At 61.2% G+C, this 23,977-nt stretch carries 18 protein-coding genes; 1 reads left to right on the top strand and 17 read right to left on the bottom strand.

Annotated features, from left to right (window positions below; all coding sequences use genetic code 11):
• Nucleotides 1-12: 12 nt before the first annotated feature.
• From NFR19_RS02610 to NFR19_RS02550, 13 genes are all read right to left on the bottom strand, one after another.
• Complete coding sequence (locus NFR19_RS02610; protein WP_251212227.1) at nucleotides 13-1,299, bottom strand: LCP family protein; 1,287 nt, start codon at nucleotides 1,297-1,299, stop codon at nucleotides 13-15.
• 58 nt (nucleotides 1,300-1,357) lie between these two features.
• A complete protein-coding gene (gene murA, locus NFR19_RS02605) occupies nucleotides 1,358-2,638 on the bottom strand; it encodes a UDP-N-acetylglucosamine 1-carboxyvinyltransferase (protein ID WP_251212226.1) in 1,281 nt (426 codons plus the stop codon).
• A 177-nt stretch (nucleotides 2,639-2,815) separates the two neighbouring features.
• On the bottom strand, nucleotides 2,816-3,676 hold the full coding sequence (gene tsf / locus NFR19_RS02600) for a translation elongation factor Ts (protein WP_251212225.1): 861 nt from the start codon (nucleotides 3,674-3,676) through the stop codon (nucleotides 2,816-2,818).
• A 43-nt stretch (nucleotides 3,677-3,719) separates the two neighbouring features.
• Nucleotides 3,720-4,619: a 30S ribosomal protein S2 gene (gene rpsB / locus NFR19_RS02595; RefSeq protein WP_251212224.1), complete on the bottom strand. Its 900-nt coding sequence runs from the start codon at nucleotides 4,617-4,619 to the stop codon at nucleotides 3,720-3,722.
• Between the two features lie 157 nt (nucleotides 4,620-4,776).
• Nucleotides 4,777-6,825, bottom strand: a complete 2,049-nt coding sequence (locus tag NFR19_RS02590) for a class I tRNA ligase family protein (RefSeq protein WP_251212223.1) — start codon at nucleotides 6,823-6,825, stop codon at nucleotides 4,777-4,779.
• Nucleotides 6,806-8,002, bottom strand: coding sequence for a signal peptide peptidase SppA (gene sppA / locus NFR19_RS02585; protein WP_251212222.1), 1,197 nt, complete (start codon nucleotides 8,000-8,002; stop codon nucleotides 6,806-6,808). Before sppA ends, NFR19_RS02590 begins: the two co-directional genes overlap by 20 nt.
• Nucleotides 8,003-8,011: 9 nt before the next feature.
• Nucleotides 8,012-9,919, bottom strand: coding sequence for a transcription termination factor Rho (gene rho / locus NFR19_RS02580; RefSeq protein WP_251212221.1), 1,908 nt, complete (start codon nucleotides 9,917-9,919; stop codon nucleotides 8,012-8,014).
• A complete protein-coding gene (locus NFR19_RS02575; protein ID WP_251212220.1) occupies nucleotides 9,920-10,600 on the bottom strand; it encodes a transaldolase family protein in 681 nt (226 codons plus the stop codon).
• Between the two features lie 152 nt (nucleotides 10,601-10,752).
• On the bottom strand, nucleotides 10,753-11,373 hold the full coding sequence (locus NFR19_RS02570) for a M48 family metallopeptidase (RefSeq protein WP_251212219.1): 621 nt from the start codon (nucleotides 11,371-11,373) through the stop codon (nucleotides 10,753-10,755).
• A complete protein-coding gene (rsmI, locus tag NFR19_RS02565; RefSeq protein WP_251212218.1) occupies nucleotides 11,366-12,214 on the bottom strand; it encodes a 16S rRNA (cytidine(1402)-2'-O)-methyltransferase in 849 nt (282 codons plus the stop codon). The genes NFR19_RS02570 and rsmI overlap by 8 nt, the downstream gene beginning before the upstream one ends.
• Nucleotides 12,215-12,880: a hypothetical protein gene (locus NFR19_RS02560; RefSeq protein WP_251212217.1), complete on the bottom strand. Its 666-nt coding sequence runs from the start codon at nucleotides 12,878-12,880 to the stop codon at nucleotides 12,215-12,217.
• The gene (locus NFR19_RS02555; protein ID WP_251212216.1) at nucleotides 12,877-17,460 is read right to left on the bottom strand and encodes a 2-hydroxyacyl-CoA dehydratase; all 4,584 of its coding nucleotides are present in this window, start codon (nucleotides 17,458-17,460) and stop codon (nucleotides 12,877-12,879) included. The genes NFR19_RS02560 and NFR19_RS02555 overlap by 4 nt, the downstream gene beginning before the upstream one ends.
• Before the next feature lie 17 nt (nucleotides 17,461-17,477).
• A complete protein-coding gene (locus NFR19_RS02550; protein ID WP_251212215.1) occupies nucleotides 17,478-18,116 on the bottom strand; it encodes a TetR/AcrR family transcriptional regulator in 639 nt (212 codons plus the stop codon).
• Between NFR19_RS02550 and NFR19_RS02545 the strand changes: the two genes are divergently transcribed.
• Nucleotides 18,103-18,273, top strand: coding sequence for a hypothetical protein (locus tag NFR19_RS02545; protein ID WP_251212214.1), 171 nt, complete (start codon nucleotides 18,103-18,105; stop codon nucleotides 18,271-18,273). The genes NFR19_RS02550 and NFR19_RS02545 overlap by 14 nt on opposite strands.
• A 178-nt stretch (nucleotides 18,274-18,451) precedes the next feature.
• Here NFR19_RS02545 and NFR19_RS02540 read toward each other — a convergent pair whose 3' ends face one another.
• The 4 genes from NFR19_RS02540 to NFR19_RS02525 all read right to left on the bottom strand — a co-directional run bounded on the left by NFR19_RS02540 (nucleotide 18,452) and on the right by NFR19_RS02525 (nucleotide 23,956).
• A complete protein-coding gene (locus NFR19_RS02540) occupies nucleotides 18,452-18,796 on the bottom strand; it encodes a Veg family protein (RefSeq protein WP_251212213.1) in 345 nt (114 codons plus the stop codon).
• 141 nt (nucleotides 18,797-18,937) lie between these two features.
• Nucleotides 18,938-19,744 (bottom strand): HAD family hydrolase, encoded by an 807-nt coding sequence (locus NFR19_RS02535; protein WP_251212212.1) that lies wholly within the window; start codon nucleotides 19,742-19,744, stop codon nucleotides 18,938-18,940.
• 31 nt (nucleotides 19,745-19,775) lie between these two features.
• Nucleotides 19,776-21,593 (bottom strand): ABC transporter ATP-binding protein, encoded by a 1,818-nt coding sequence (locus NFR19_RS02530; RefSeq protein WP_251212249.1) that lies wholly within the window; start codon nucleotides 21,591-21,593, stop codon nucleotides 19,776-19,778.
• 236 nt (nucleotides 21,594-21,829) lie between these two features.
• Complete coding sequence (locus NFR19_RS02525) at nucleotides 21,830-23,956, bottom strand: ABC transporter ATP-binding protein (protein WP_251212211.1); 2,127 nt, start codon at nucleotides 23,954-23,956, stop codon at nucleotides 21,830-21,832.
• Nucleotides 23,957-23,977 lie beyond the last annotated feature (21 nt).

The following is a 23,977-nucleotide window of genomic DNA, read 5'->3' as shown; positions in this document are numbered from 1 at the left end:
CTCCTTGTTGACCTACGGCGTCCAGTCGGTACCCACGATGGCGATCACATTCGAGGCGGAGCGGTAGAAATCGCCGCCGTTCACGACGCGACCGCCTCCGATGGAGTTCGCCACCGCCTTTGCAGCGCCTTCGTAATTGGGATCAGTATAGATCACCAGCGTTTCCTTATAGACGGTATCGTCGTTGGTGTTGCCCACGTTACCGATTTGAAAACCATCCTGCTCGAGCATGGAGGCCATCTGCGCCGCCGCACCCGCCGTTGACGTACCGTTGCGCACTTCCACGCTAACCGAGGCCGCATCAACGCTCTGCGCGCTAGATTCCAAGCTATCAGGATCTCCGCCCTCCTTGATACGCTCGATCATGACCTGCCACTCTTTCGTCTTTGCATCGAAGGCCTGCCGTCCATCTGAGATGGTCGACTCCAAGCCAGGCACCGCGCACACGTACACCGTTGCCGTATCGAGCGGACGGAAGACATCGGCCAGCCCCATCAACTGAGATGCTCCGAGGTCGGTATCGAGATATCCGCTCGCGTCGCCGATCGCTGCCGCCAGATTCAAGCCCTCGGCCGCCAGCGCTTGGGTGAGCAACTGCACGGTGAACGCCACACGGTTGCGAGCGACCGTATCCCAACCGCCCGTCACATCCATCGCGCGTAAGAACACGATCGCTTGCTGTCCGCTGAGCACCGTTTCTCCTGCGAAGAGAACCTCGTTGCCGGCATATGGATCGTCCACTTCCGCATCGAGGGTCATCTTCACGCCGCCGATCAGATCGACCAGCTGCTGAATGCCCGTCTGCGTCGTGCGCACGAAATGACTGATGTCCACGCCCGCGAAATCCGCCACGCGGCGCACGAGCTCGGCTTCCCCGCCCTCTGCGAGCGCATCGCAGAGCGGATGATATTCGCCATTCTGAAAGCGCACGAGCGTATTGGCCGGAATGCTTATGAACGTGAGTGTTCGTTGCGACTCGTCTACCCGCACCAGCAGATATCCCTGGGTATTCTGCGGCACGTCATAGCTGGCAGGAGCGCTGGGAGAAAGACCGAGGTCAACGGAGCAGAGCATGAAGAACGGGTTGTTCTCCTCGGCGGGCTTCAAAGCCTCGGCAGCATTCGAGGGTGCCAGATCGAGCTTTGCGTTCGTCGTGGTGAAATAGGCATAGACGCCTACCGCGACCGCGATCGCGAGGATGGCAGCGCCAATGCCCATACCCACAGCCCTCGCATGCCTGCGCTTGCGGCGGCGCACCTCTTCGACGAGCGTGGAAGAGGTCGGACGTGCTGCTGCCACGCGAGCACCGGCATGCCTGCCACTTGGAGAGCGTCTGGTTGGGCGGGAAGCCATGGCGTCAAGCGCTCGCAGACACGCGCTTCACATCGGCGCCGAGCGACGAGAGCTTGCCCACATAGTCCTCGTAGCCGCGATCGATATGCGCGATACCATGTACCGTGGTGTCTCCCTCTGCGATGATGCCCGCGAGCACCAAGGCGGCTCCAGCGCGCAAATCGGTTGCGGACACCGGCGCGCCCTGTAAACCATCTACGCCGCGCACCAGCGCATGATGCTCTTCAAGATCGATATCGGCGCCCATGCGCATAAGTTCCGCAGCGAACATGAAGCGATTCTCGAAGACGTTCTCCGTTATGACCGACAGCCCGTCGCCAAGCGCTGCCAACAGCATGAACTGAGCTTGCAAGTCGGTCGGAAAACCCGGATGGGGCAGTGTCTGGATATCGATGGCGTTCAGCGGCGCGGTGCGAGATACGCGAATCCAATCCTGGTCCGTCTCCACCTCGCAACCCAACGAGCGCAGCTTCGTGATGGCCATGCGGAGGTAGTCAGGGTCAATGCCTCGCACGGTCACAGGACCACCCGTCAAAGCGCCTCCCGCCAAGAACGTGCCCGCCTCGATGCGATCCCCGACCGTGGTGTGGTCGCAGGGATGAAGCTGCGAGACGGGAACGCCTTCTACGTGGATGCTCGACGTGCCGATGCCCGATATCTTGGCACCCATCTCGTTGAGCATGTTGCACAGATCCGCGATCTCCGGTTCGCGGGCGGCGTTGTCGATGACCGTTTCGCCCTCGGCGCACACCGCAGCCATCAGCATATTCTCGGTAGCACCCACGCTGGGGAATTCCAAGGTTACCTGAGCGCCATGCAGACCCTGGGGCGTATGCGCCACAATGATGCCGTGATCGACATCGAACACGACGCCGAGCGCTTCGAGTCCAACCAGATGCATGTCGATATTGCGGGCGCCTATCTGGCATCCTCCGGGCATGGCCACGCGCGCCTCACCGAAGCGCCCGATCAAAGGTCCCAGAACCGCGATGCTCGCGCGCATCTTCGTGACCAATTCATACGGTGTCTCGTTGCGCGTCAACGATGCGGTGTCGATCGTCAGCACATGATCGGTGCGCGACACGGTGGCACCAAGGTATGCCAGCACCTCCCCCATCACATCGATATCGTCGATCAGGGGCACATTGCGCAACGTGGTGACACCACGCCCGAGCACCGACGCGGCCATCAGCTTCAACGCGCTGTTCTTGGCACCGGAAACGGCAACCTCGCCAGCGAGATTGCCGTTTCCATGCACCACTATGACTTCATTGGCAGAACCCATGTAAAACCTTACTGGTCAAAACAAAGTCAGGAAGACGCTTCCCTGAGAAGGCTCGCGCGCAATGCGCAGCCGATCAACCTTGCCTACGGCAGGATGTTCGCGCAGGCGCTCGGACACACCCGGGAACGCGTCACAGCATCGAGCGATTCCGGTTGCCTAAGGACAACCGGAACAGCCTTACTCACCCAACGCGAAACGAATGAAGCCGACGATCTTGATGGTGCCGCCCAGCTCCTTAGCGCACTCATCGACGTACTGCTTCACGGTCACATCGCCATTCTTCACGAAATCCTGCTCGGCCAGGCAGTTCTCTTTGTAGAACTTCTCCATGCGGCCCTCGGCGATCTTCTCCTGGATGTTCTCCGGCTTGCCGCTCTCAGCCGCCTGCGCCTTGTAGATCTCCAGCTCATGCGCGGCCACGTCAGCGGGCACGCTCTCGCGCGTGGCCGAAACAGGATTGATGGCGGCCACCTGCATGGCCACGTCGCGCCCGCAAACCTGGAACGCCTCGCAAGCCGGATCGATGCCCTCCACCGCAAAGTTCACCAACACGCCGATCTTGCCGCCGCCATGGATATAGCTGGCAACACCGGGCGCCTCGACGGTTGCTACGCGAGAAAGCTGGCAGTTCTCGCCCATCACGTGGATGCAGTCGGTCAGCACCTCGTCCACCGTCATACCATCAGAGTCGGCCTGCTTGAGCGCATCGACGCTCTCGCCAGGATTCAGCAGGGCCGCCGCCGCGATGCGCTCGGCGTATCCCTTGAATTTCTCGTTCATGCCCACGAAGTCGGTTTCGCAGTTCAGCTCGATGACGGCACCCTTCGTGCAGGTCTCGTCCACGATGGCCATGACGGTACCCTCATTGGTAGCGCGTCCGGCCTTCTTCGCCACTGCTGCTAAACCGCGCGTGCGCAGCACGTCGACAGCAGCCTCCATGTCGCCATTCGCCTCAGCGAGCGCCTTCTTGCATTCCATCATGCCTGCGCCGGTCATCTCGCGCAGCTCTTTCACCATAGAAGCGGTGATCTCGGCCATGATTCCTCCTTATCGGATAAGGCTTGAAAGCCCGAAATGGTATCTAGTTGGTGCCCTCAGCAGCATCGATCGCAGCGACCTCTTGGTCGGCGATCTCAGCCGTGATAGCCTTCGCGTCAACATCGGCCTCAACGGCGCTGACCACGTCAGAGCCCTGAGCATCGTCGGCCACCTTCTGCTCGTCCTCTTTCACCAACGCTTCCTCTTGCGCATCCGCCTTGGCCTCGGCAGCCATGTCGGCCGCGCTCACCACAGCACCGGTGCCCGCGATGACCGCATCGGCCACGAACTCGCACAGAAGCTTCACGCTGCGGATGGCATCATCATTGGCCGGAATGCCGTAATCCACGTCGTCCGGGTCGCAGTTGGTATCCAGCGTGCCCACCACCGGCACGCCCAGACGATGCGCCTCGTGCACGGCGATCTCCTCACGGCACGTGTCGATGATGAAGATGGCGTCCGGCACGCGCTTCATGTTGCGGATGCCGTTGAGGTTAGCCTGCAGCTTCGCCAGTTCCTTGTGCTTGAGGATCTGCTCCTTCTTCGGCAGCAGCGCCATGCGGCCATCCGCATCCTGCGCCTCCAGGTCCTCCATGTAGTTCACGCGGCTGCGGATAGTGGCGAAGTTCGTCATCATGCCGCCCAGCCAGCGGTTGTTCACGTACGGCATGCCGCAACGGTTGGCAGCATCGGCCACGCTCTCTTGGGCTTGCTTCTTCGTGCCCACGAACAGCACGGTACCGCCCTTGCGGGTCAGCTCGCTGATGTAGGTGTAGACGCGGTCAAGACCGACCAGGGTCTGCTTCAAGTCGATGATGTAGATATCTCCGCGGCTTCCGAAGATGTAGGGTTTCATCTTGGGGTTCCAACGGCGGGTCTGATGCCCGAAGTGTGCGCCGGCATCCAGCAAAGACTGGATGCTGACCTTGGTAGGTGCAGCCATGTTCACTCCATTCGTTAATCCTCTGCCCGAGGTCTTCCCGACAACCGCAGCCTTTTCTAGTGGCCACTAGCGGCGATCGGTCGCCCGAGCATGCGTCAAAGTAAAAAGCCCGAGTAGTATAGCACTGCTCGGGCCTACGCGCTATCGAATCGCTGAGCTATTTTTTGAGTTGGCTCTCATGTTTCGGGAAGAAGTCGAAACGCGGTGGCAGCGGGCGCACCTGATGGCGTCCCTCGTCGATCTCGCCTGCCCCGCACAGCTCGTCGTTGCTGGCGAAGTCGTAGTTCCAGCTGAAGAAATCCTGTGCGTCAAAATCAAGATAGTCGCAGATGGTCTCACACCCGCGCGGGCAGATCGGATGCATCAGCAGCGCGCAGACGCGCAACAGATAGAAGCAATCACACAACAGCTGACGACGTGCCTCGCTCGGCGGAACGTCAGTGCCTTCGCGCTCGACTATCGCCTTGATGCCGTCGGCCCATCGCTTCTGCGACCACCGGATGAACTCATCAGCCAGCTGCATCACCGAATGCAGTTCGACCCGATACATCAAGGCGTCGTAGCGCTGCATGGTGCGCTGAGCGCGCTCGAGAACATCTGCGCTCACCGGACCTACGGGCATGAAGCCCTCGAAGCTGTTCGCCGCCTCGTACAGGCAACTGCGCGCTAACCGATTGAACACGTTGGTCAGAAGCGCGCCCTCTTTGAGCACGGGATCGGCCACGCGCGGGTCGGATTTCTGCTCGTCGGTGAGCCGGGGGTCGAACGGCTTCGGGGAAAACGCCACCGACTTCTGATCGAGTCCCAGCGCCAGGAAATGGGCGCGCAGCTGCTCTGCTGTGTAGTGTTCGAGCAGTTCAGAGCCCGTCGGCGGCTTGACCGCGCCCGACGAGGACGCCTTGGTCTTGCCGAAGAGCAGATGGTGGTTCGCGATGAGCTCGGTTTGGCGCAGGGGGCGCGCCTCGGCACCGCCGAAGATGCCATGACTGCCGAGCGCCTCCCACAGAGCCGGTTGCGCTACGCCGTAGAAGTACAGATTGTCCTGCCCGATAAACTGGTAGACCTTCGCCGTATCGTCGCACCAGAAATCACGCCACGTACCCCGCGGCAGCCCGAGCGCATCATTGCAAGCGATGGTGAACGAGATGGGGGCCCACAGCGACTCAGGCCAGCACCACACCGTCAGATCGCGCACCTCATCGAGCACAGGCGCCTTCACGCCCCACTCGATGTTGCCCGTGATGCGGAAGGGCACGAGCGTTTTCGACGTGCGGAAGCGAATGCCTGCCGCCGAGAGCTTGGTGCATGCCTCTTCGCGCGCATGCACATCGTCGAACTCGAGACTGAAACTTTGCTTGTTGCCCTCCGCCTCGCGCGTCGTATGCGAGGGCAGATCGGCCATGATGCGCTCGTATGCCTCGAACAGCTCGTTTTTCACGAACACGATCGGCGCACCTAAAAACTCCGCGATCGTCTGAGGCACGACCCTGCGCACCTCTTCGTCCGCTTCAAGTTCGGACACGCGCTGTTTCAGGAAAGCACCATACGACGGCAGATCGAAATACCAGTTGCTGACCGGACGCATCTCGGGCATCGTGCCGGTCAACGTAGAGACCGGCGCGATCAGATCGGTCGGTTCGTATTGGTGCCCCAGATCGCATTCGTCGGCGTAGCCGTGCTCGCTCTTGCAGCCCTGCACGGGACAATGCCCCTGCACCTGACGACCATTCAGGAAGGTGTTGGCCTCAGCATCGAAGAACTGTAACGTGGAGGCCAGCTGCAAGGTGCCTTGCTCGTAGAGTCCGCGGATGAAGGCATCGGTGAGCTCTTGATGCACTTCCCCTGCATGCCCGATGCCGCTTCCCTCGAAGATATCCAACGACACCCCGAAATCGGCAAGCGCGGCAGCCTGAGCATCGTGGTTGCTCTGCACGTATTCAGCGATGGTGCCCGAAAACGCGCCGGATTCAACCGCTTTCCGATACCCCTCGTTGATGGGGCTACCAAAGCAATCGGTGCCGCTCACGAAGCGAACGTTGTCGGCACCGATACGATCGCGCAAGAAGCGTGCGAACGCATCGGCGGGAATGAACACGCCCCCCAGGTGTCCGAAGTGCAGCGGCTTGTTGCCGTAAGGCATGCCAGCGGTAACGACCGCGCGATGCGGCCACACCATATCGGCGTCCCTATCCCAGCGCACGGCCATCCTCCAGCGCCGCGATCAACGTCTCGAGCTTGGCCGCGTCTCCCAAGTCGCTCTCGCTGTACCCCAGCATATCGAGCAGGCCCAGAAGATCGCTTCCCGCATAGGTCAAAGACACCGTAGGCAGTCCGATGCCATACCCTGCCTCTTCGCTGGCTGCCGCCACGGCATCCTCGAGCAGGCCGATCTCGTCTGCCAGCCCGTTTTCCACCGCATCAACGCCGGTGAAGGGCAGCCCTGTTGCCAGCTTGCGAACCTCATCCTCTTTCATACCGCGCCCCTCGGCCACCGTTTTGACGAACAGATCGTTGATCTGATCGACCATGGCTTGGTAGTAGGCGCGCTCATCCTCGGTCAGCGGGCGGGTGCCACCACCGGCATCCTTGGCATCGGCCGAAGTGATGTTGTCGATGCGGATGCCGAGCTTGTCATAGAGCCCCGAGAGATCGCTGACCTGCAAAATGACACCAATGGACCCGATCATGGTGGTCTTATCCACGAAGATCATATCGGCCTGGCTGCTGATCTCATACGCTGCGCTCGCATTGGTGGCCGCGCTCGAAACCACGATCGGCTTGCTGAAATCGGCGACGTATTGCGCCATCTCTTCGCCTGCGGTCGCCACGCCACCGCCTGAGTTCACCCGCAGCACGACGGCAACGATGTCGTCGTCATCCTCGGCCTGGTCGAGCAGCTCCTTCAATCCCTCCGGACTGCACACGCTGCCGTCATATTGAATGGTGCCATCAAGTTCAATGATGCCCACGCTGGGCTCATACACCGCATAGCCGCCCTCGTCCTCGTAGAGCGAGCCGAACGGGTTCATCATGGCCGACATCGTCGTGGAGCACGACGCCATGCCGACGATGCAAACGATCGCCACCGCCACGATAACCACGATGCCGACGATCCAGCCTTTGCCGCTCTTCTGTGGCGCAGCAGGTGCCGCATACACCGGTTGAGGGGTCGCTTGCCCAGCATCGCTGAACGATTGGCTGAACGCCTGCGTTTGAGAAGGTGCCGTCTGCGCCGCTGACGCGGTCGGCTGAGCTTGTGGCTGGGCAGCTGCATCGGTTGTTGGCATGGCAGTTTGCCCCGCTACCGGAGTCCCGCCTGGCGCAGCGGACGGTTGGCTTGCGCCGTAGGTCTGGTCATATGCGTTTTGAGGTTCTTGGCTCATGGCGCTTCCTTAGAACTCGAAGTTCTCATCGGTGCGACCCTGATGCGTCTGCGCCTTCTTGGCAGTGCGCAACAGGAACTCAGCATTGGTGTCGGTCTGCTTTAACGACTTGATGAGCATATCCATCGCGCGCTCGGTGTTGTTCATGTTCGCCAAGATGCGGCGGACTGCCCAGATGAGCGGCGCTTCCTGCGGGTCGAGCAGCAGCTCTTCCTTGCGCGTGCCCGACGTAATGGGATCGATGGCCGGGAAGATGCGGCGATCAGCCAGATTGCGGTCGAGCTTGAGCTCCATATTGCCCGTGCCCTTGAACTCTTCGAAGATCACCTCGTCCATCTTCGAGCCGGTATCGATCAACGCCGACGCCAGAATGGTAAGACTGCCACCATGCTCGATGTTGCGCGCGGCGCCCAAGAAGCGCTTCGGCGGGTAGAGCGCCGTCGAATCCACGCCACCAGAGAGCACGCGCCCGCTGGCAGGTTGCGCCAGATTGTATGCGCGCGCTAAACGCGTGATGGAATCCAGCAGGATCACGACGTCCTTGCCTTGTTCGACCAAGCGCTTTGCACGCTCGATGACCAACTCGGCTACTTGAATATGGTTTTCGGAGGGCATATCGAAAGTGGACGAGACCACCTCGCCTCTGATGGAGCGCTCCATATCAGTTGCTTCTTCGGGGCGCTCGTCGATGCCAAGATACATCAGGTGCGCCTCGGGGTTGTTCGCAGTGATGGCAGCGGCGATGTCTTTCAACACGGTGGTCTTGCCCGCCTTCGGCGGCGACACGATCAGACCGCGCTGGCCCTTGCCGATGGGTGCTGCCAGATCGATAACGCGGGCGGTGGTGGTGTTCTTGCCGTGCTCCATAAGCAGTCGCTCGTCAGGAAACACCGGCGTCAGATCGCTGAACTTCGGGCGATGCCCCAGCTCGTCGATGGGAATGCCGTTAACCGTGAGCACTTTTTGAATGGCGGCGAACTTCTCGCCTTCGCGGGCTGGACGGGTCTGTCCCGTGACGAGGTCGCCCTTGCGCAGACCGTTGCGGCGAATCGTGGAAAGCCCCACGTACACATCATGCTCGCCAGGCAGATATCCGTCGGTGCGCAAGAAGCCATAGCCATCCTGCAAGATATCCAAGATGCCGCCCACTTCCAAGAAGCCCTCGGCGATGGCGAGCGCCTTATAGATGGCCTCCACCATGTCGGCCTTCTTCATGCCGGATGCATCGATGCTCAATTCGGCGGCCTTCTCGCGCAGCTCGGGAAGCTTCAGCTCTTCAAGCTCTTCCCTGCTCACGCTTGGCACGTACTCCCGGTTGCGATCGTTGCGGTTACGGCGATTGCGATTGCGATTGCGCCCGTTGTGGTTAGCATGACCGTTCTGGCTGTTCTGGCCATTTTGGTTGCTCTGAGTATTCTGAGCGCCCGAGTTCGCAGCATTCCCACTGACCTTCACCGAGCGCTTTGGCGTGCGCTCGTCGCCCTTCTCGGCTTTGTCAGCATCCGTTTTCTCAGCTTTGCTAGCCTCTGCCTTGTCGGTCTTGCCAGCCCCATCAGAGGTTGAGGCATCGTCGGCCTTCGCAGATGTGGCAGCATCGGGCGCATCGGACGGTTCAGCCGCTGAAGCTGCTTCGGTCTCGGCCTTCTTGGGACGTCCGCGTTTCTTCTTCGGTGCGGGCGCCTCGTCTGCGGGCTGCTCTTCTGTTGCGGGCGCCGCTTCGGGCTCCGCCTTCTTCGCCGTCGTCTTGCGCGTGCGCTTCTTCGGAGCGGCCTTTTCGGGCTCGGGTTGATTGCCAGCCGCTTCTGCGGCCGCAGCCTCGAGTGCCCGGCGCGCTTCTGCCTCCGCTTTCGTAGGACGACCGCGCTTGCGCTTCGGAGGCTCTACCGGCGTCTCTTCAGTCTTCGCTTCTTCTGCCATCTACTTTACTTTCTCCCAATCGTTCAAGAAGCTCTCAATGCCCGCCGTTGTCAGCGGATGCTTCACCATCTTCTTCAGCACGCCGAAGGGCACGGTGGCCACATCGGCCCCCATCAGCGCACACTGGGTCACATGGTTGGCGCTGCGAATGCTCGCGGCGATGATCTCGATCTGCTCACCGTTTACCGTGCTATCCGTGAAATCGTAGTTGCCTACCGCCTCTGCGATCTGGGCCACCTGCGCGATGCCGTCTTCAGAGATATCATCGAAGCGACCGATAAAGGGCGAGATGTACCGAGCGCCGCTACGAGCAGCGAGCATGGCTTGCGGCACAGTGAAGCACAGGGTCATGTTGACGCGGATGCCATCGTCTGCCAGCGTGCGCGTAGCCGCTAGGCCCTCTACCATGGTGGGCACCTTCACAACCACGTTCGGTGCGAGAGCGGCCAACCGGCGCCCATCGGCCACGATCTGGTCGCGCGTCATGGCAACGGTTTCGGCCGACACGGGACACTCCGGCCCCACCACATCGCAGATGCGCTTGATGTGGTTCTCGAAATCGGTCAGCTTGCCCCCTACCCGGGCATACAGCGTCGGATTGGTGGTGACGCCAGCCAGTACGCCCCACGCGGCTGCCTCTTCGATCTCTGTCAGATCAGCGGTGTCAAGGAAGAATTTCACTACGTTCCCTTCGTTTATGCCTGCACGCGCACACGGAAGGTGCGAATCTCGGCAGGTGGAATCCATCAGACTATTCACATGGAATATGGAACGGGTTCACGATAGCACAAATCAGCCCGTTTGCCGCAATGATTTCCCAGACTGTGATCGATTCAGCGCAGCTTGGCGCGCCGTGCTCGCCAATCGGGCATGAAGGTGTCCATGAGCGCGCGGAACCGAGGACCGTGCCCGCGCTCCAGCAAATGGCACAACTCGTGTACGACCACGTATTCCAAGCACTCCGGCGGATAGAGCGCCAAGCGCGTATTGATGCAGATGCGTCCCGTAGCGGGCTGACAACTGCCCCAGCGGCTCTTCATGTTGCGGTAGACGAGGGTGCCAGCGCGCACCCCCATAAGAGGCTCCCATGCCGCCACGAGCGGCGGCACGCACGCGCTCACCACCGCCTTCCACGCCGCCTGCTCTTCAGCAGAAGCGCTCTCTGCCACTGAGAGAGGCGCTTTGGCGATGGCGTCTTGCTGTCGAGCGATCCAAGCTGCCTTCTCTTCCACGAACGCCTCGATCCGAGCAGCGGGCATGCGCAAGGGAGCAGATATCTCGATGTGCCCATCGGGCGGTTTTATGCGCATATGCAGGTTCTTGATGCGCTTGCGGGTAAGCCACACGTCCATACCGCTGATGCAGACGAGCTGAGCACCCGTTGACGACGCAGAGCGCACAGCGCCTCCGGATGCGAGGGCGCAGGTGCGCAAAGCTAAGCTCGCGCTAGTCACGTGCCGTCTCCAATGCCATCGCATAGGCGGCATTGCGAGACAAGCCCGCTTGCTCTTGGAGCGCCCGACGCACCTCCTGCACGCTTGCACCCGACGCAACGAGCGCACGAGCCAACTCCTGCGCCGCCGCCACGTCCGGCTCTCCTTCTGCTGCCGCGGGCGCGTCGATCACCAGCACGATCTCACCTTTGACCTGGGTGCGCTCGTTGAACTGAGCGCACAGGCGGACAGCGGTATCGCGCACGACCTCTTCATGCAGCTTCGTCAGCTCGCGACAGACCGCCACCTGACGCGCGGGATACGCGCGCGCGATCGCCTCGAGCGCATCGCAGAGACGGTGCGGGCTCTCGTAGAACACGAGCGCAGCGTCAAGCGTGCGCAGGCCTTCGAGCACGCGCTCGCGCTCGCCGCTCTTCCGAGGGAAGAACCCGCCGAAATAGAAGCGCGGGCAGACGGTGCCGCTGGCCACGTATGCGGTTGTGACCGCGCTTGCGCCGGGCAGCACTTCCACGTCTACGCCCGCCTCGCGTGCGGCCAGCACCAGCCGTAACCCCGGATCGGACACCCCTGGCATGCCAGCATCAGAGCAATAGGCGATGCGCGCTCCGGCCGCCGCACGCGCCACCACATCGGCAGCGCGCTGATCCAGCGCGTTCTCGTCAAGACGTTCCAAGCGCTTCGAGATGTCAAGCCCCGCGAGCAAACCACCTGTCACCCGCGTGTCTTCCGCGCACACTACATCGGCCTCGCGCAGCGCCTCCAGTGCGCGCAGCGTCATATCGCCTCGGTTACCGATAGGTGTTGGCACGATGGTGATCTTTCCCGCATCTCCCATGGACATCTACTTCTCTCCTACGATGCGCAGATCGCGCGTGCGCCGGTGCTGGATGGCCTCGTGCAGACCGCCCGCAAGCGCTCCGCCTTTCGTACGATTCAGACTGAACGCGAGCGGCATCGCATCCACCAACGCGCGCTCGAGCTCTCCCGCACGCACCTCATCGGCCGCACAAGCGAAGATGCGCGTGGTGTCGAGCATGCGAAACGCGTCGATGGGCAAAATGGATTCCTCGGGCTCGCCGGAGAGCAGACGATCGAAGGGCACCGCATTGCGCCAATGACGCACGATGCGATGCTTGATGCCATGCTTGCCGCACGCCTTGCCCACATACGCCTGGCGATGCTTATCGAGCACCATCAGATACACGCCTTGCACCCCCTCAAGCGTCCGCAAATCCTCCACCGCCTCAAGCTGCGGAAACGATGCCCGCACGTGCTCGATCGCCGCATCGAACGCCTCGGGAGAGAGCTGCCGAAAATACGCCATGGATAGATCGTAGTTCAACAAACAGCGTCGCCGATGCTCAGCCCACAGCCGCCGATCGGCGCGCAGCCAGGCATCTTTGAACAAGTAGCGCCCACGGCCCGTCCGATAGATCAGATTGCGCTTCGAGAGGCGCAGATCGCGCAGTGGAAGGCGCGTCGCTATGCCGAAATGCACGCGGGTCACGCCACGGATTCCTCTTCGATCTCCAGCTCGGCAACCCGCTCAGCATGGTCGATCCCCTGCGCATGGGTAAGGCGCACCGTACGCGCCTGTCCTTCCTTGGCCGCCAGATTCGCCTTCGCCACCGCGATCATCAGCTTGATACGATTGAGCTGGTTCACCTCGCTGGCGCCCGGATCATAGTCGACCGCGACGATGTTGCTCTCCGGATAGCGGCGGCGCAGCTCCTTGATAACCGCCTTGCCCACCACGTGATTCGGTAGGCAGGCGAAAGGCTGCGTGCAGACGATGTTCGGACAACCCGACCGGATGAGCTCCACCATCTCGGCGGTGAGCAGCCACCCCTCGCCCATCGAGTTGCACAGGCTCAAGATCTCGCTGGCGTATTCGGCTAGCTCGTAGATGTCCGCTGGAGGCTCGAAGCGCTGAGCGCGCCGCAGCGCCTCGGTGACCGGGCGTCGGAGCTTGGCGATGGCCGCAAGCCCGATGCGACTGCCCAGCGCGCTTTTGGCCGATTTGCCGATCTGGCGCTGGAAGATACCGCCAGCCATGCCGAACAAGAAGAACTCAATCAGCCCCGGCACCACCGCTTCGCAGCCCTCGGCTTCAATCTGGTCGACGATCTGATTGTTGGCAGTGGGATGGAACTTCACCAGGATCTCACCGACCACCCCAACGCGCGGCTTAGTGCCCTCGCCTACCAGCGGCAACGTGTCGAAATCGTCCACGATGCGCCGCACCGTGCGTTTGAACTCGCCCATCTTCACGCCACGTGCAAGTTGTTGCTTGCAGTGGTCCACCCAATGGTCGAACAGGCGCGTTGCGCTGCCGGGCTCCGCCTCGTAGGGACGCGTGCGGTACAGGCACATCATCAAAAGGTCGCCATATTGCAACGCGAAGATGGCTTGATAGAGCATCTGCGGAGTGATGGAGAAACCCGGGTTGTCCTCGCCGAGGTCCTTGAACGAGATGGCGATGACGGGAATATGCGCAAGACCTGCGGCCTTGAGCGCCTTGCGGATGAGCGAAATGTAGTTGGTCGCGCGGCACCCGCCGCCCGTTTGGGTGATCAGCACTGCCAGCTTGTCGGTGTCGTAGCGCCCGCTCATGACCGCTTCCATGATCTGGCCGGTCACCAGAATGGACGGATAGCAGATGTCGTTATTGACGTACTTCAACCCCGCATCCACCGCACCGGTGTCCACCGATGGCAGCAATTCCACGTTGTAGCCGAAGCGATGGAAGATCGGCACGAGCAGCTCGAAATGGTACGGTGCCATCTGCGGGGCCAAGATGGTGTAGCCTTCTTCTTTCATCTGCTCGGTGAACTGGGCGCGCGCGAACTCAGTAGAGGTGCTTGCGCGCTGTTCGAGCTCGGCGGTCACCACCCCGTCGGCCTTCTGCGTGAAGCTATCCGGCACGAGCGCATCCACGCCGATATCGGTGATGCACGCTGCCGGGCACGGGCGAGAAGCAGCGGCTGCATCGGCGGCAGCCTCCGCTTCTCGGTCTGCTTGGTCCTTCAATGCCGCCAGCAGGCTGCGCACGCGGATGCGCGCTGCGCCCAAATTCGACACCTCGTCGATCTTGAGCACGGTATAGACCTTCCCCGCCGCTTCGAGCACTTCCTGCACCTGATCGGTGGTCAGAGCGTCCAGTCCGCATCCGAAGCTGTTCAGCTGGATCATGTCCAGGTCGCGGCGTTGCGTGACCACTTTAGCCGCAGCATAGAGACGCGTGTGATACATCCACTGATCCACCACGCGAATGGGGCGCTCAAGCTGGCCGAGGTGCGCTACGGAATCCTCCGTCAGCACCGCCAACCCGAAACTTTGCAACAGCTCGGGGATAGCATGGTTGATCTCGGGGTCCTGGTGATAGGGGCGTCCTGCCAGCACGATGCCATGCGTGCCGGTGCGCTCCATCCATGCGAGCGTCTCGGTGCCCGCACGGCGCACATCGCGCTTGAACGCCTCGTCCTCTTCCCACGCCGCATCGACGGCCGCTTCCACTTGCGCGCGCGTGAGCGCAGGACCCTTCGCCCCCACCTGCGCACGGAAGGTGTCGGAGAGTTCCACCCACAGGCGCTCTTTCAGCTTCTCCTTGTTGTCATAGGGAAGCCAAGGGGCCACGAAGGCCACATCGCTGTCACGCAGCTCGTCGATGTTGAGCCGCAGCGCCTCCGGATAGCTCGCCACGATGGGGCAGTTGAAGTGGTTGCCCGCCGTGTCGTCCTCTTGGCGCTCCCACTTGCTGCACGGCATCCAAATGAAATCCGGATGCTTGTCGAGCAGATTCATGATATGGCCATGACTGAGCTTGGCTGGATAGCACACGCTCTCAGACGGCATGGATTCGATGCCTGCCTCGTAGGTCTTCTTCGTGGACGGGTCAGAGAGCACCACGCGGTAACCCAGCTTCGTGAAGAAGGTGAACCAAAACGGGTAGTTCTCGTACATGTTGAGCGCGCGCGGCATGCCCACCACTCCCCGGGACGCATCCTCTTCCGAGAGCGATTCGTAGTGCTTGAAGAGCCGATCGCTCTTCCAGGCGAAGAGGTTAGGGACGTCAGACGATTGCGTGCCGGTGCCAAGGCTCTCGCCCTTCTCGCAACGGTTGCCAGTGATGAAGCGCCGATGCTTGCCCGTGGCTTCATCCACGCCGAAGTCGTTCACCGTGAGCAAGCAGCTATTGGAGCACCCCTTGCACCGCACCGTGCGATGCGTCGGTGCGAGCGCCTCGATCTCTTCGAGCGACAGCAACGTGGAGCGCGTCTGCTCTTGATCGCTCTGGCGTTCTCCCGCAGATGCCGAAGCTGCGCGATCGCGTGCCAGCAAGGCCGCACCGTAGGCGCCCATGTTACCGGCTATGTCGGGACGCACCGCGTGCACGCCCGCCAGCTGCTCGAAGGCGCGCAGCACCGCATCGTTCAAGAACGTGCCGCCTTGAACGATCACCTTGGTGCCCACATCGTGAGGATCGCGTATCTTGATAACTTTGAACAGCGCGTTCTTGATGACCGAAAGCGCTAAACCCGCTGCGATATCGCCGACCGTAGCACCTTCCTTTTGAGCTTGCTTCACGCGACTGTTCATGAATACGGTGCAACGACTCCCCAGATCAACCGGCGCGCTTGCCTGAATGGCGGTTTGAGCGAAGTCGGCCACTTCCAGATTGAGCCCGCTTGCAAAGCTCTCGATGAAGCTACCGCAGCCAGACGAGCACGCCTCGTTCAGCATGATATGGTCGATCACGCCGTCTTTCACGCGCAGGCACTTCATGTCCTGGCCACCGATGTCCAAGATGAACTCAACGCCGGGCAGCATCTCTTGTGCGCCCCGCAGATGCGCCACCGTCTCGATCTCCCCCGAATCAACGCGCAGCGCCTCGAGCAGCAGCCCTTCGCCATAGCCGGTGACCGTCGCATGCCCGATGCTCACGAGCGGGCGGCCCGCCTCATCGGTGGGAAGCACACGATAGAGCTCTGCGATGGCCGCCTTCGCACACCCCAGCACATCACCCTTATTGGATGCATACGTTGACCAGAGCAGCTCGCCATCGCGCCCGACCAAAGCCGCCTTGAACGTGGTGGAGCCTGCGTCGATACCCAGATAGGCGGCACCGCGATACGCCTCAAGGTTGCCACGGCGCACGCGCTCGGCATTATGGCGCTCCTTGAACGCAGCATAGGTCGCATCGCTCTCGAACAGCGGTGCCAAGCGCACCACTTCACTGCCCTGCACGTCACCGAGCCCTTCTAAACGCGCGAGCACCGCACGGAGCGGCTCTGCCTTCGCGCCTTCCACCGCACCTGCGATAGCGCAGCCCGACGCAACGAACAGATGCGCGTTCTCAGGCACGATGATAGCGTCATCGGCAAGCTCAAGCGTCTCATAGAAACGATGGCGCAGCTCAGGCAGGTATTGAAGTGGTCCGCCCAAAAACGCCACGTTCCCCCGAATGGGGCGTCCGCAAGCCAAACCCGATATCGTTTGCGTGACCACCGATTGGAAGATGGAGGCCGCGATATCCTCCTTGCGCGCCCCTTCGTTCAGAAGCGGCTGCACATCGGTCTTGGCGAACACGCCGCAGCGGCTCGCGATAGGATAGATGGTCTCATGCGTCTTGGCCAGTTCATTCAAGCCGCCCGCATCGGTATCGAGCAACGCTGCCATCTGATCGATGAACGCGCCCGTGCCACCTGCGCAGGTCCCATTCATGCGCTGCTCGATGCCGTTATCGAAATAGATGATCTTGGCGTCCTCGCCGCCCAGCTCGATAGCGACATCCGTGCGCGGGATGAAGGCTTCCACGGCTGTTTTGCTGGCGATGACCTCCTGCACGAAGGTGATGTCCAGCCACTGAGACAACAAAAGGCCGCCCGAGCCCGTGATGGCGATCGTCATCGCTTCGTCGGGAAACTGTGCGGCTGCTTGACGCAGCACGTCCATGATGGTGGCGCGCACGTCAGCATGGTGGCGTTGATACACCGACCAAAGCACGGTGTTCTCGTCGTCAAGAACCGCCAGCTTCACCGTCGTCGAGCCGACATCGATGCCAATATGCTTGTTCTGTTCTGCCATACTCTCTCCTGGTTAGTTCATACCGTCAGGGATTCACCGGGCTTGATGAGCAACAATCGCATAGCGATGCGCGCCATGTCCTCCGAGCTTTCGCGCATGCCCGTCTGCAACCATCGCGTGATAACGCTGAGATAGGCGGCGGAATAGAATGCGATGTAGTACTCCACGAACGGCGTGGGATCGCGCCGATAGCGCTCGTGCAGAAGCCCCCGGATCAGATCGGCACACAACCCGTCACGCAGCTGTTGGCAGAACTTCGCATCCCCGGTCGGGCCAAGCATGGCGCCGAGCAGATCACTCTGTTCACGCAGGTAATCGAACAGTTCGACCAATACCGGAAGGGGCCGACGCGTCACCTTGATCTTCGCAAGGTCCACCAAGGTGAGCTCTTGCATACGATCGCGAAAGCGGCCTATCTCATCCATGAACTCTTGCTGCAATGTCAGAGTAAGATCGTCTTTTCCCTTGAAATGATTGTAGAACGTACCGCGATTCAGATCGGCGCGCTCGCACAGGTCGTTGACCGTGAAACCATCCATCCCGCGCTCGGTCGCCAATTCGATCAGCGCCATGCGCAAGGCGCGCTTCGAGCGGGCGATGCGCCGGTCAACCTCCGCACAAGGCATCTGCACCGATGCCGCCATGGCTGTTGTCATCCGCACCTTTTCAACGTTGCGTGCACAAATCAACACTCTGTTCAATAGTGATTTTAACGCGCGGATCACGCTCTGTAAAGATGCCTCGCAAAAGAGCGTGAAAACGAGCGATTCCCAAGCTGAGAAATGCCCGGATCCGAGAGCGGTCAAAACTTGAGAGCGACCAAAAAGAGCAGCCCCGCAAAAGGGACTGCTCATGCATGCGGACTCTCAGATGAGGTCATTGCGATGTTCTTGCGCGCCCGCCGACGCGCACGACGCAGCGAGCGCAAGCGCGCTGCCGATACGGGCACCATGCGCCACTGATGCGCCGTTAGAAGCGGGCGCGACGCTCCTTATGCGAGCACGCGCTCTTCCTCCTCGAACAGCTCGAGGTTTTCCGACTGAGGCTCTGGCTGCGCATCGTCGATGAACGCACCGAACAGCGGCTCGCCATCCTGGGAGAGCTCGACCATGCCCGTCAGCACATCAGCATACTGGTAGGATTGACGTGCCGTGCGCCCGCGTTTGCGCTCCACCTCCATGATGAACAAACGTGGATGCACCTGCGTGAGCGTTCCTTCGGTCTCAACGATCTTGCTGCGGCCCATATTCGCGCGCACCTTGATGCGTTGCCCGACGAAATCGTTCAGCGTGTCATGAATAGAATCGACAATGCGTGCCTGTTTTTGCAGATCCATGATCCCCTCTTCTTCGCCATGCGGTCCAAACCAGAATAGTTCAGCCCGCGATAATACGCTGGAAGCGGCGAAATGCCGTTCGGGAGGTGCGAACGGCAGGAAAACCCGCTATCTTTCAGGTTTTTTTCAGGTTAGCGGCGCTCAGGTCCACTCGAGAATGTCCCAACCATGGTCTGCGGCGTAGCGGCGCAGCTTATTGTCGGGCGTCACCGCGCACGGATGCGCTGCGGCCTGCAGCATGGGAACGTCACTGTAGTGATCGCCGTACGCCCAGCCAAGCTCCCATCGACCAGCGCCGAAGTAGCTATCCGCGAACTCTTCCAGAACCGCAATCTTCTCCGGGCCTTCGGTCGGCAACCCATCGACCTGATCGGTATAATCGCCTGCCGCGTCGATCTTCATGCGGCTTGCCAAGGCAAACTCGATGGGATGGTCCACCATGGCTGCTGCGATCATAGGCTCAAACGATGCAGAAACGAGCACGACCGCATGCCCTGCCTCAAGGTGCGCCATCATGGCAGCATCAGCGTCCGTGCGGTACAGCGGTGCGATGCGCTGATGGAAGAAACGGCACAGAAACGCATTCACCTGCACGGCCGGATCGCCCTTGAACGCGCTGAACACACGCGTGCGCACCCCTTCGGCATCCTTAGGCAGATTCAGCTTGTACGCAAGCCCCCAGCATCCAATGCGAAAGAGCTTCCAAAGCGACAAGCGGCCGCTCCGACCGAGCGCATCCACCAGCTTCTTAGGCGATGAGCCGCTGATGCAGGTTCCATCGAAGTCGAAAGCGGCAATGGTGACCTTCTCTGATGCGTCTCCATGAAGATGCGCGAAGCGGGCAGGCACGAGCCGCTCAGCGGCGAGCGCCTCATCGGCCACGCGCACCACCCCGGCAGGAAGCAACGTAGATCGGTCGCATACCGACACGCACTCCGTCGGTTGCATCCGATACATATCGCTCATCTGACGGCGTTCTCTAAACACCCTCGTCCTCCGCCTCGTCGTAGCCTGCGAACTGAGCATTATACAACTCCGCATAAAAGCCGCCCTCTGCGAGCAGCTGATCGTGGGTACCCTGTTCCACAATGTCACCCTGCTGCATCACCAAGATCAGATCAGCATTCCTGATGGTGGAGAGCCGATGCGCGATGACGAAGGAAGTGCGACCCTCCATGAGATTATCCATCGCTTGCTGGATGCGCGCTTCAGTGCGTGTATCCACCGAACTGGTCGCCTCATCGAGGATGAGCATGCGTCGGTCGGCAAGAAGCGCACGGGCGATGGTGATCAGCTGCCGCTGCCCCTGGCTGATATTGCTGGCTTCCTCGTTGATCTCGAAATCGTAGCCACCTGGCAGCGTCATGATGAAATGATGAGCGCACGCACCTTGCGCCGCGCGCTCAACCTCATCATCGGTAGCGTCAAGCTTGCCATAGCGGATGTTCTCGCGAATCGGGCCCTTGAACAGCCAGGTATCCTGCAGCACCATAGCGAACAAACCGCGCAGATCGCTACGAGCGATGTCACGGATATCGGTGTCGCCCAGACGAATGGCACCCGCATCCACCTCGTAGAATCGCATGAGCAACTTCACCATGGTGGTCTTGCCCGCGCCGGTGGGCCCCACGATGGCAACGGTTTGACCTTCGCGCACCCGAGCAGAGAAGTCGTTGATGACCGGCTTGTCGGGAGCGTATCCGAAACGCACATGATCGAAGGTGACGTCACAGCGCATCTGCGCCGCCGAGACGAGACCGCCATGGGCGCGCGTGTCGTCGGAGAGCTCGGGCTGATCGAGAAAAGCGAAGATGCGCTCGGCTGCCGCAGCCATCTGTTGCAGCACGTTGCCCACCTGAGCCAGCTGCGTGATGGGCTGCGTGAAATTCTTCACGTACTGGATGAACGCCTGAATGTCGCCTACCGTTATGGCGCCCCGCACCGCCAGCAGCGCCCCTACCACCGCCACCGCCACATAGCCTAGATTTCCCACGAAGCTCATCACCGGCTGCATGAGACCCGAGAGGAACTGCGATTTCCAACCCGCTTCATAGAGCGCATCGTTCGCCTGATTGTACAAGCGAACGGTCTCATCCTCCTGCCCGAAGGCCTTGACCACCGCATGCCCCGAAAACGTCTCTTCCGCTTGCGCGTTCACCTGCCCGAGCAGCCGTTGCTGCGCGAAGAAGTGCTTCTGCGACAGGCGCACCACCACCATAACGAGCACCAGCGACACCGGTACCATGACCAGCGTTATCAGCGTCATCAGCCAATTGATGGAGAGCATCATGGCGATGACCCCCACGATGGTGACCGCCGAGGTGATCATCTGGGTGACGCCTTGGTTGAGGCTTTGACCCAGCGTATCCACGTCGTTGGTGATACGGGAGAGCGTGTCGCCGGTGGCGCTCTTCTCGAAATACCCAAACGGCATGCGGTCGATCTTGCGCGCAAGAGCACCGCGCAGCCGATAGCATATCTGTTGGGACACGTACGTCATCGTCCAGCTCTGCACCCACGAGCACACCGCCGAGAACACGTAGAGCACCAGCGTCGTTATGAGGATGCGCCCGATCAGCGCGTAGTCGATCGTCGACGTACCCGCGATGGTGCCCACGACCCCCTCGAACAGCGCAGTGGTTGCCTCTGAGAGCACCTTAGGCCCGGCAATGTTGAAGAGCGTGGACCCGATCGCGAAGATGAGGATCACCGCAAGATGCACCTTGAACTGGCCCATGAACGCGAGCAGAGCGCGCATGGTACCGCGAAAATCAGCCGGCTTCTCGCCGGCGGGCATGCCAGGGCCCCCGCCCGGGCCATGTCCGTGTCCCGGTCCGGGCCCTCTTCTGCCGCGAGCCTGGCGGCGCTTTCCTTCCCATGCAGCACCCTCGGCGTCCTTCACCGCCTGCGCGCGAGCGTGTCGGTGGCGAGCGCGCTCTTGGCTCGTCAGACGATCGAAAGCCGCATCAGCGATCTGAGGCGCTTCGGACTCGACAATGCCCGGCGCATCCATGCGCACCGCGTTCCCTGCGCTCATGCGGCATCCCCACCTCGAGCAAGCTCTGCCTCAGAGAGCTGCGAAAGCGCAATGTCGCGATATTCCGGACACGAGCGCATCAGATGCTCATGGGTACCCTGACCGACCACCCGGCCCTCATCAAGCACCACGATGCGCTCTGCCCCCATGACCGTTGCGATGCGCTGCGCCACCATGATGCACGTAGTGCCTTCCAGCTGGTCGCGCAGGGCCGCCCGTATCCGCGCGTCGGTCTTGTAATCGAGCGCCGAAAAGGAATCGTCGAAGAGCAGGACCCGCGCGCCCCTCGCGAGCGCACGCGCGATGGCAAGCCGCTGACGCTGCCCACCTGACACATTGGTGCCTCCCTGCGCGATGGGCGCCTCCACCCCTTCTGCGCGCGCAGTCACCAACGCAGATGCTTGCGCCACCTCGAGCGCCCATCGGACGCGCGCCTCGGGCATCCCCTCATCGGCATAAGCCACGTTAGAATCGATCGTACCCGAGAATAAGAACGCCTTCTGTGGCACATAGCCGAACGTAGCGCGCAGATCAGCTTGTCGCATCTCGCGCACATCGACGCCATCAACGAGCACAGCGCCCTCTGAGACGTCGTAGAAGCGCTCGATGAGCTTCATCACCGTTGACTTGCCCGCACCGGTGGCGCCCACCAACGCAAGCGTGGTGCCCGGCTCAGCCGTAAACGACACGTTCGACAGCGCGCACTCGCTCGCCTCGTCATAGCGAAACGACACGTTGCGAAATTCAATGCGCGCATCGCCTAGCCTCCGAGGCGCACCCTCTGCGGGTACCTGCCACGCGCGTTCGCCTTCCGCAGATGTCGCATGCCCCCCTTCCACAGGTCCCACCGAAGCCTCTTTCCGCTCGTCAGAATCGGTGATGGACGGCTCGCACGCGAGCACCTCGTTGATGCGACCCGCGGCAACATCGGCCCGCGGCAACATGATGGAAACCATGCCGATCATCAAAAAGCCCATGATGATGACCATGGAATACGTGATGAAAGCGATGAGGTCGCCGGTTTGCAGCGTTCCCTCTCCCACCAGCAGACCGCCGAACCACACGATGGCAACGCTGGTGACGTTCATGACGAGCATCATGGTCGGCATCATGAAGCTCATAGCGCGATTGGTGAATAGCTGGGTGCGCATTAGCTTGACCGATGCATCGTTGAAGCGCTCTTGCTCGAGAGTCTGGCGATCGAACGCGCGCACCACCGCAATGCCGGAGAGCATCTCGCGCGCGATCAGGTTCACCTTGTCGATCAGCTCCTGCATGATCTTGAACTTCGGCAGCGTGAAGCGGAACAGGATGCCGATGACCACCGCAACGACCACGATGGCCACCACCACGATCCAGCCCAGCGCCGCGTTCGTCGTCAGCACCATAACGATGCCGCCGAGCGCAACGAGCGGCGCATAGAGCACCATGCGCAGCAGCATGATGGAGACCATCTGTATCAATTGGATATCGTTCGTGCCGCGCGTGATGAGCGACGCTGCTGAAAAGCGCCCGATCTCGGCTTCGGAGAAGCGCACGACCTTCGAGAACAGTTGACGGCGCAAGTCGCGTCCGATGCCCGCGCCCGTGCGCGCCGCCACAAAGCCCACGGCAACGTTGAGCACCATGCTCACAGCCGTCAGACCCAGCATGATCGCACCGGTCATCAAGAGGTAGCGCATCTGCATGGCAGTCAGGTCATAACCGAGCGCTGCATATTCCCGCACCGCCGCAGCAAGGGCACCTTGCGTGGCGAGTGGATCGTCAGCACCGCTTGACAGACCGTATGCGCGCGCTAACGGTGCTGCCACGATGGTATCGAGCTGATCGAGATGCGCGCGACCGTATTCGTTGAGCGCGAAGCGGTCTGCGCTCGACGGCGCATACGATTCCTCGAAGATCGCTCGATCGTCTCCGCTCAGATCATCGCGAATGGTCTCGTAGGTTGCCGACGTCAGCTCATCGGTCGCCACATGCTCGACACCTGATTGCTGAATGCCCACATCCACTATGTTCGAAGTGAGATTGGGGATAGCGAGATCGCAGAATACAGCGCCAACGAGCAGGAGCACACATGCCAGAAGCGCTGCCTTATGCGCGCTCAGATATCCGAGCACCTTCATGAGAGCCTCAACGCGTACGAC

This window comes from Adlercreutzia murintestinalis, assembly GCF_943192905.1.
Classification (GTDB): domain Bacteria; phylum Actinomycetota; class Coriobacteriia; order Coriobacteriales; family Eggerthellaceae; genus Adlercreutzia_A; species Adlercreutzia_A murintestinalis.
This window is presented reverse-complemented; position numbering and strand designations above follow the sequence as displayed.

Bases quoted from the DNA above. Each gene is read 5' to 3' on its own strand.
- rsmI (WP_251212218.1), bottom strand. From the start codon at position 12,214: ATGTCCATGGGAGATGCGGGAAAGATCACCATCGTGCCAACACCTATC.
- tsf (WP_251212225.1), bottom strand. From the start codon at position 3,676: ATGGCCGAGATCACCGCTTCTATGGTGAAAGAGCTGCGCGAGATGACC.
- NFR19_RS02525 (WP_251212211.1), bottom strand. From the start codon at position 23,956: ATGAAGGTGCTCGGATATCTGAGCGCGCATAAGGCAGCGCTTCTGGCA.
- NFR19_RS02590 (WP_251212223.1), bottom strand. From the start codon at position 6,825: ATGGCCGTGCGCTGGGATAGGGACGCCGATATGGTGTGGCCGCATCGC.
- sppA (WP_251212222.1), bottom strand. From the start codon at position 8,002: ATGAGCCAAGAACCTCAAAACGCATATGACCAGACCTACGGCGCAAGC.
- rho (WP_251212221.1), bottom strand. From the start codon at position 9,919: ATGGCAGAAGAAGCGAAGACTGAAGAGACGCCGGTAGAGCCTCCGAAG.
- NFR19_RS02545 (WP_251212214.1), top strand. From the start codon at position 18,103: ATGGCTGTTGTCATCCGCACCTTTTCAACGTTGCGTGCACAAATCAAC.
- rpsB (WP_251212224.1), bottom strand. From the start codon at position 4,619: ATGGCTGCACCTACCAAGGTCAGCATCCAGTCTTTGCTGGATGCCGGC.
- NFR19_RS02535 (WP_251212212.1), bottom strand. From the start codon at position 19,744: ATGCAACCGACGGAGTGCGTGTCGGTATGCGACCGATCTACGTTGCTT.
- NFR19_RS02555 (WP_251212216.1), bottom strand. From the start codon at position 17,460: ATGGCAGAACAGAACAAGCATATTGGCATCGATGTCGGCTCGACGACG.
- NFR19_RS02530 (WP_251212249.1), bottom strand. From the start codon at position 21,593: ATGCCCGCCGGCGAGAAGCCGGCTGATTTTCGCGGTACCATGCGCGCT.
- murA (WP_251212226.1), bottom strand. From the start codon at position 2,638: ATGGGTTCTGCCAATGAAGTCATAGTGGTGCATGGAAACGGCAATCTC.
- NFR19_RS02550 (WP_251212215.1), bottom strand. From the start codon at position 18,116: ATGACAACAGCCATGGCGGCATCGGTGCAGATGCCTTGTGCGGAGGTT.
- NFR19_RS02540 (WP_251212213.1), bottom strand. From the start codon at position 18,796: ATGGATCTGCAAAAACAGGCACGCATTGTCGATTCTATTCATGACACG.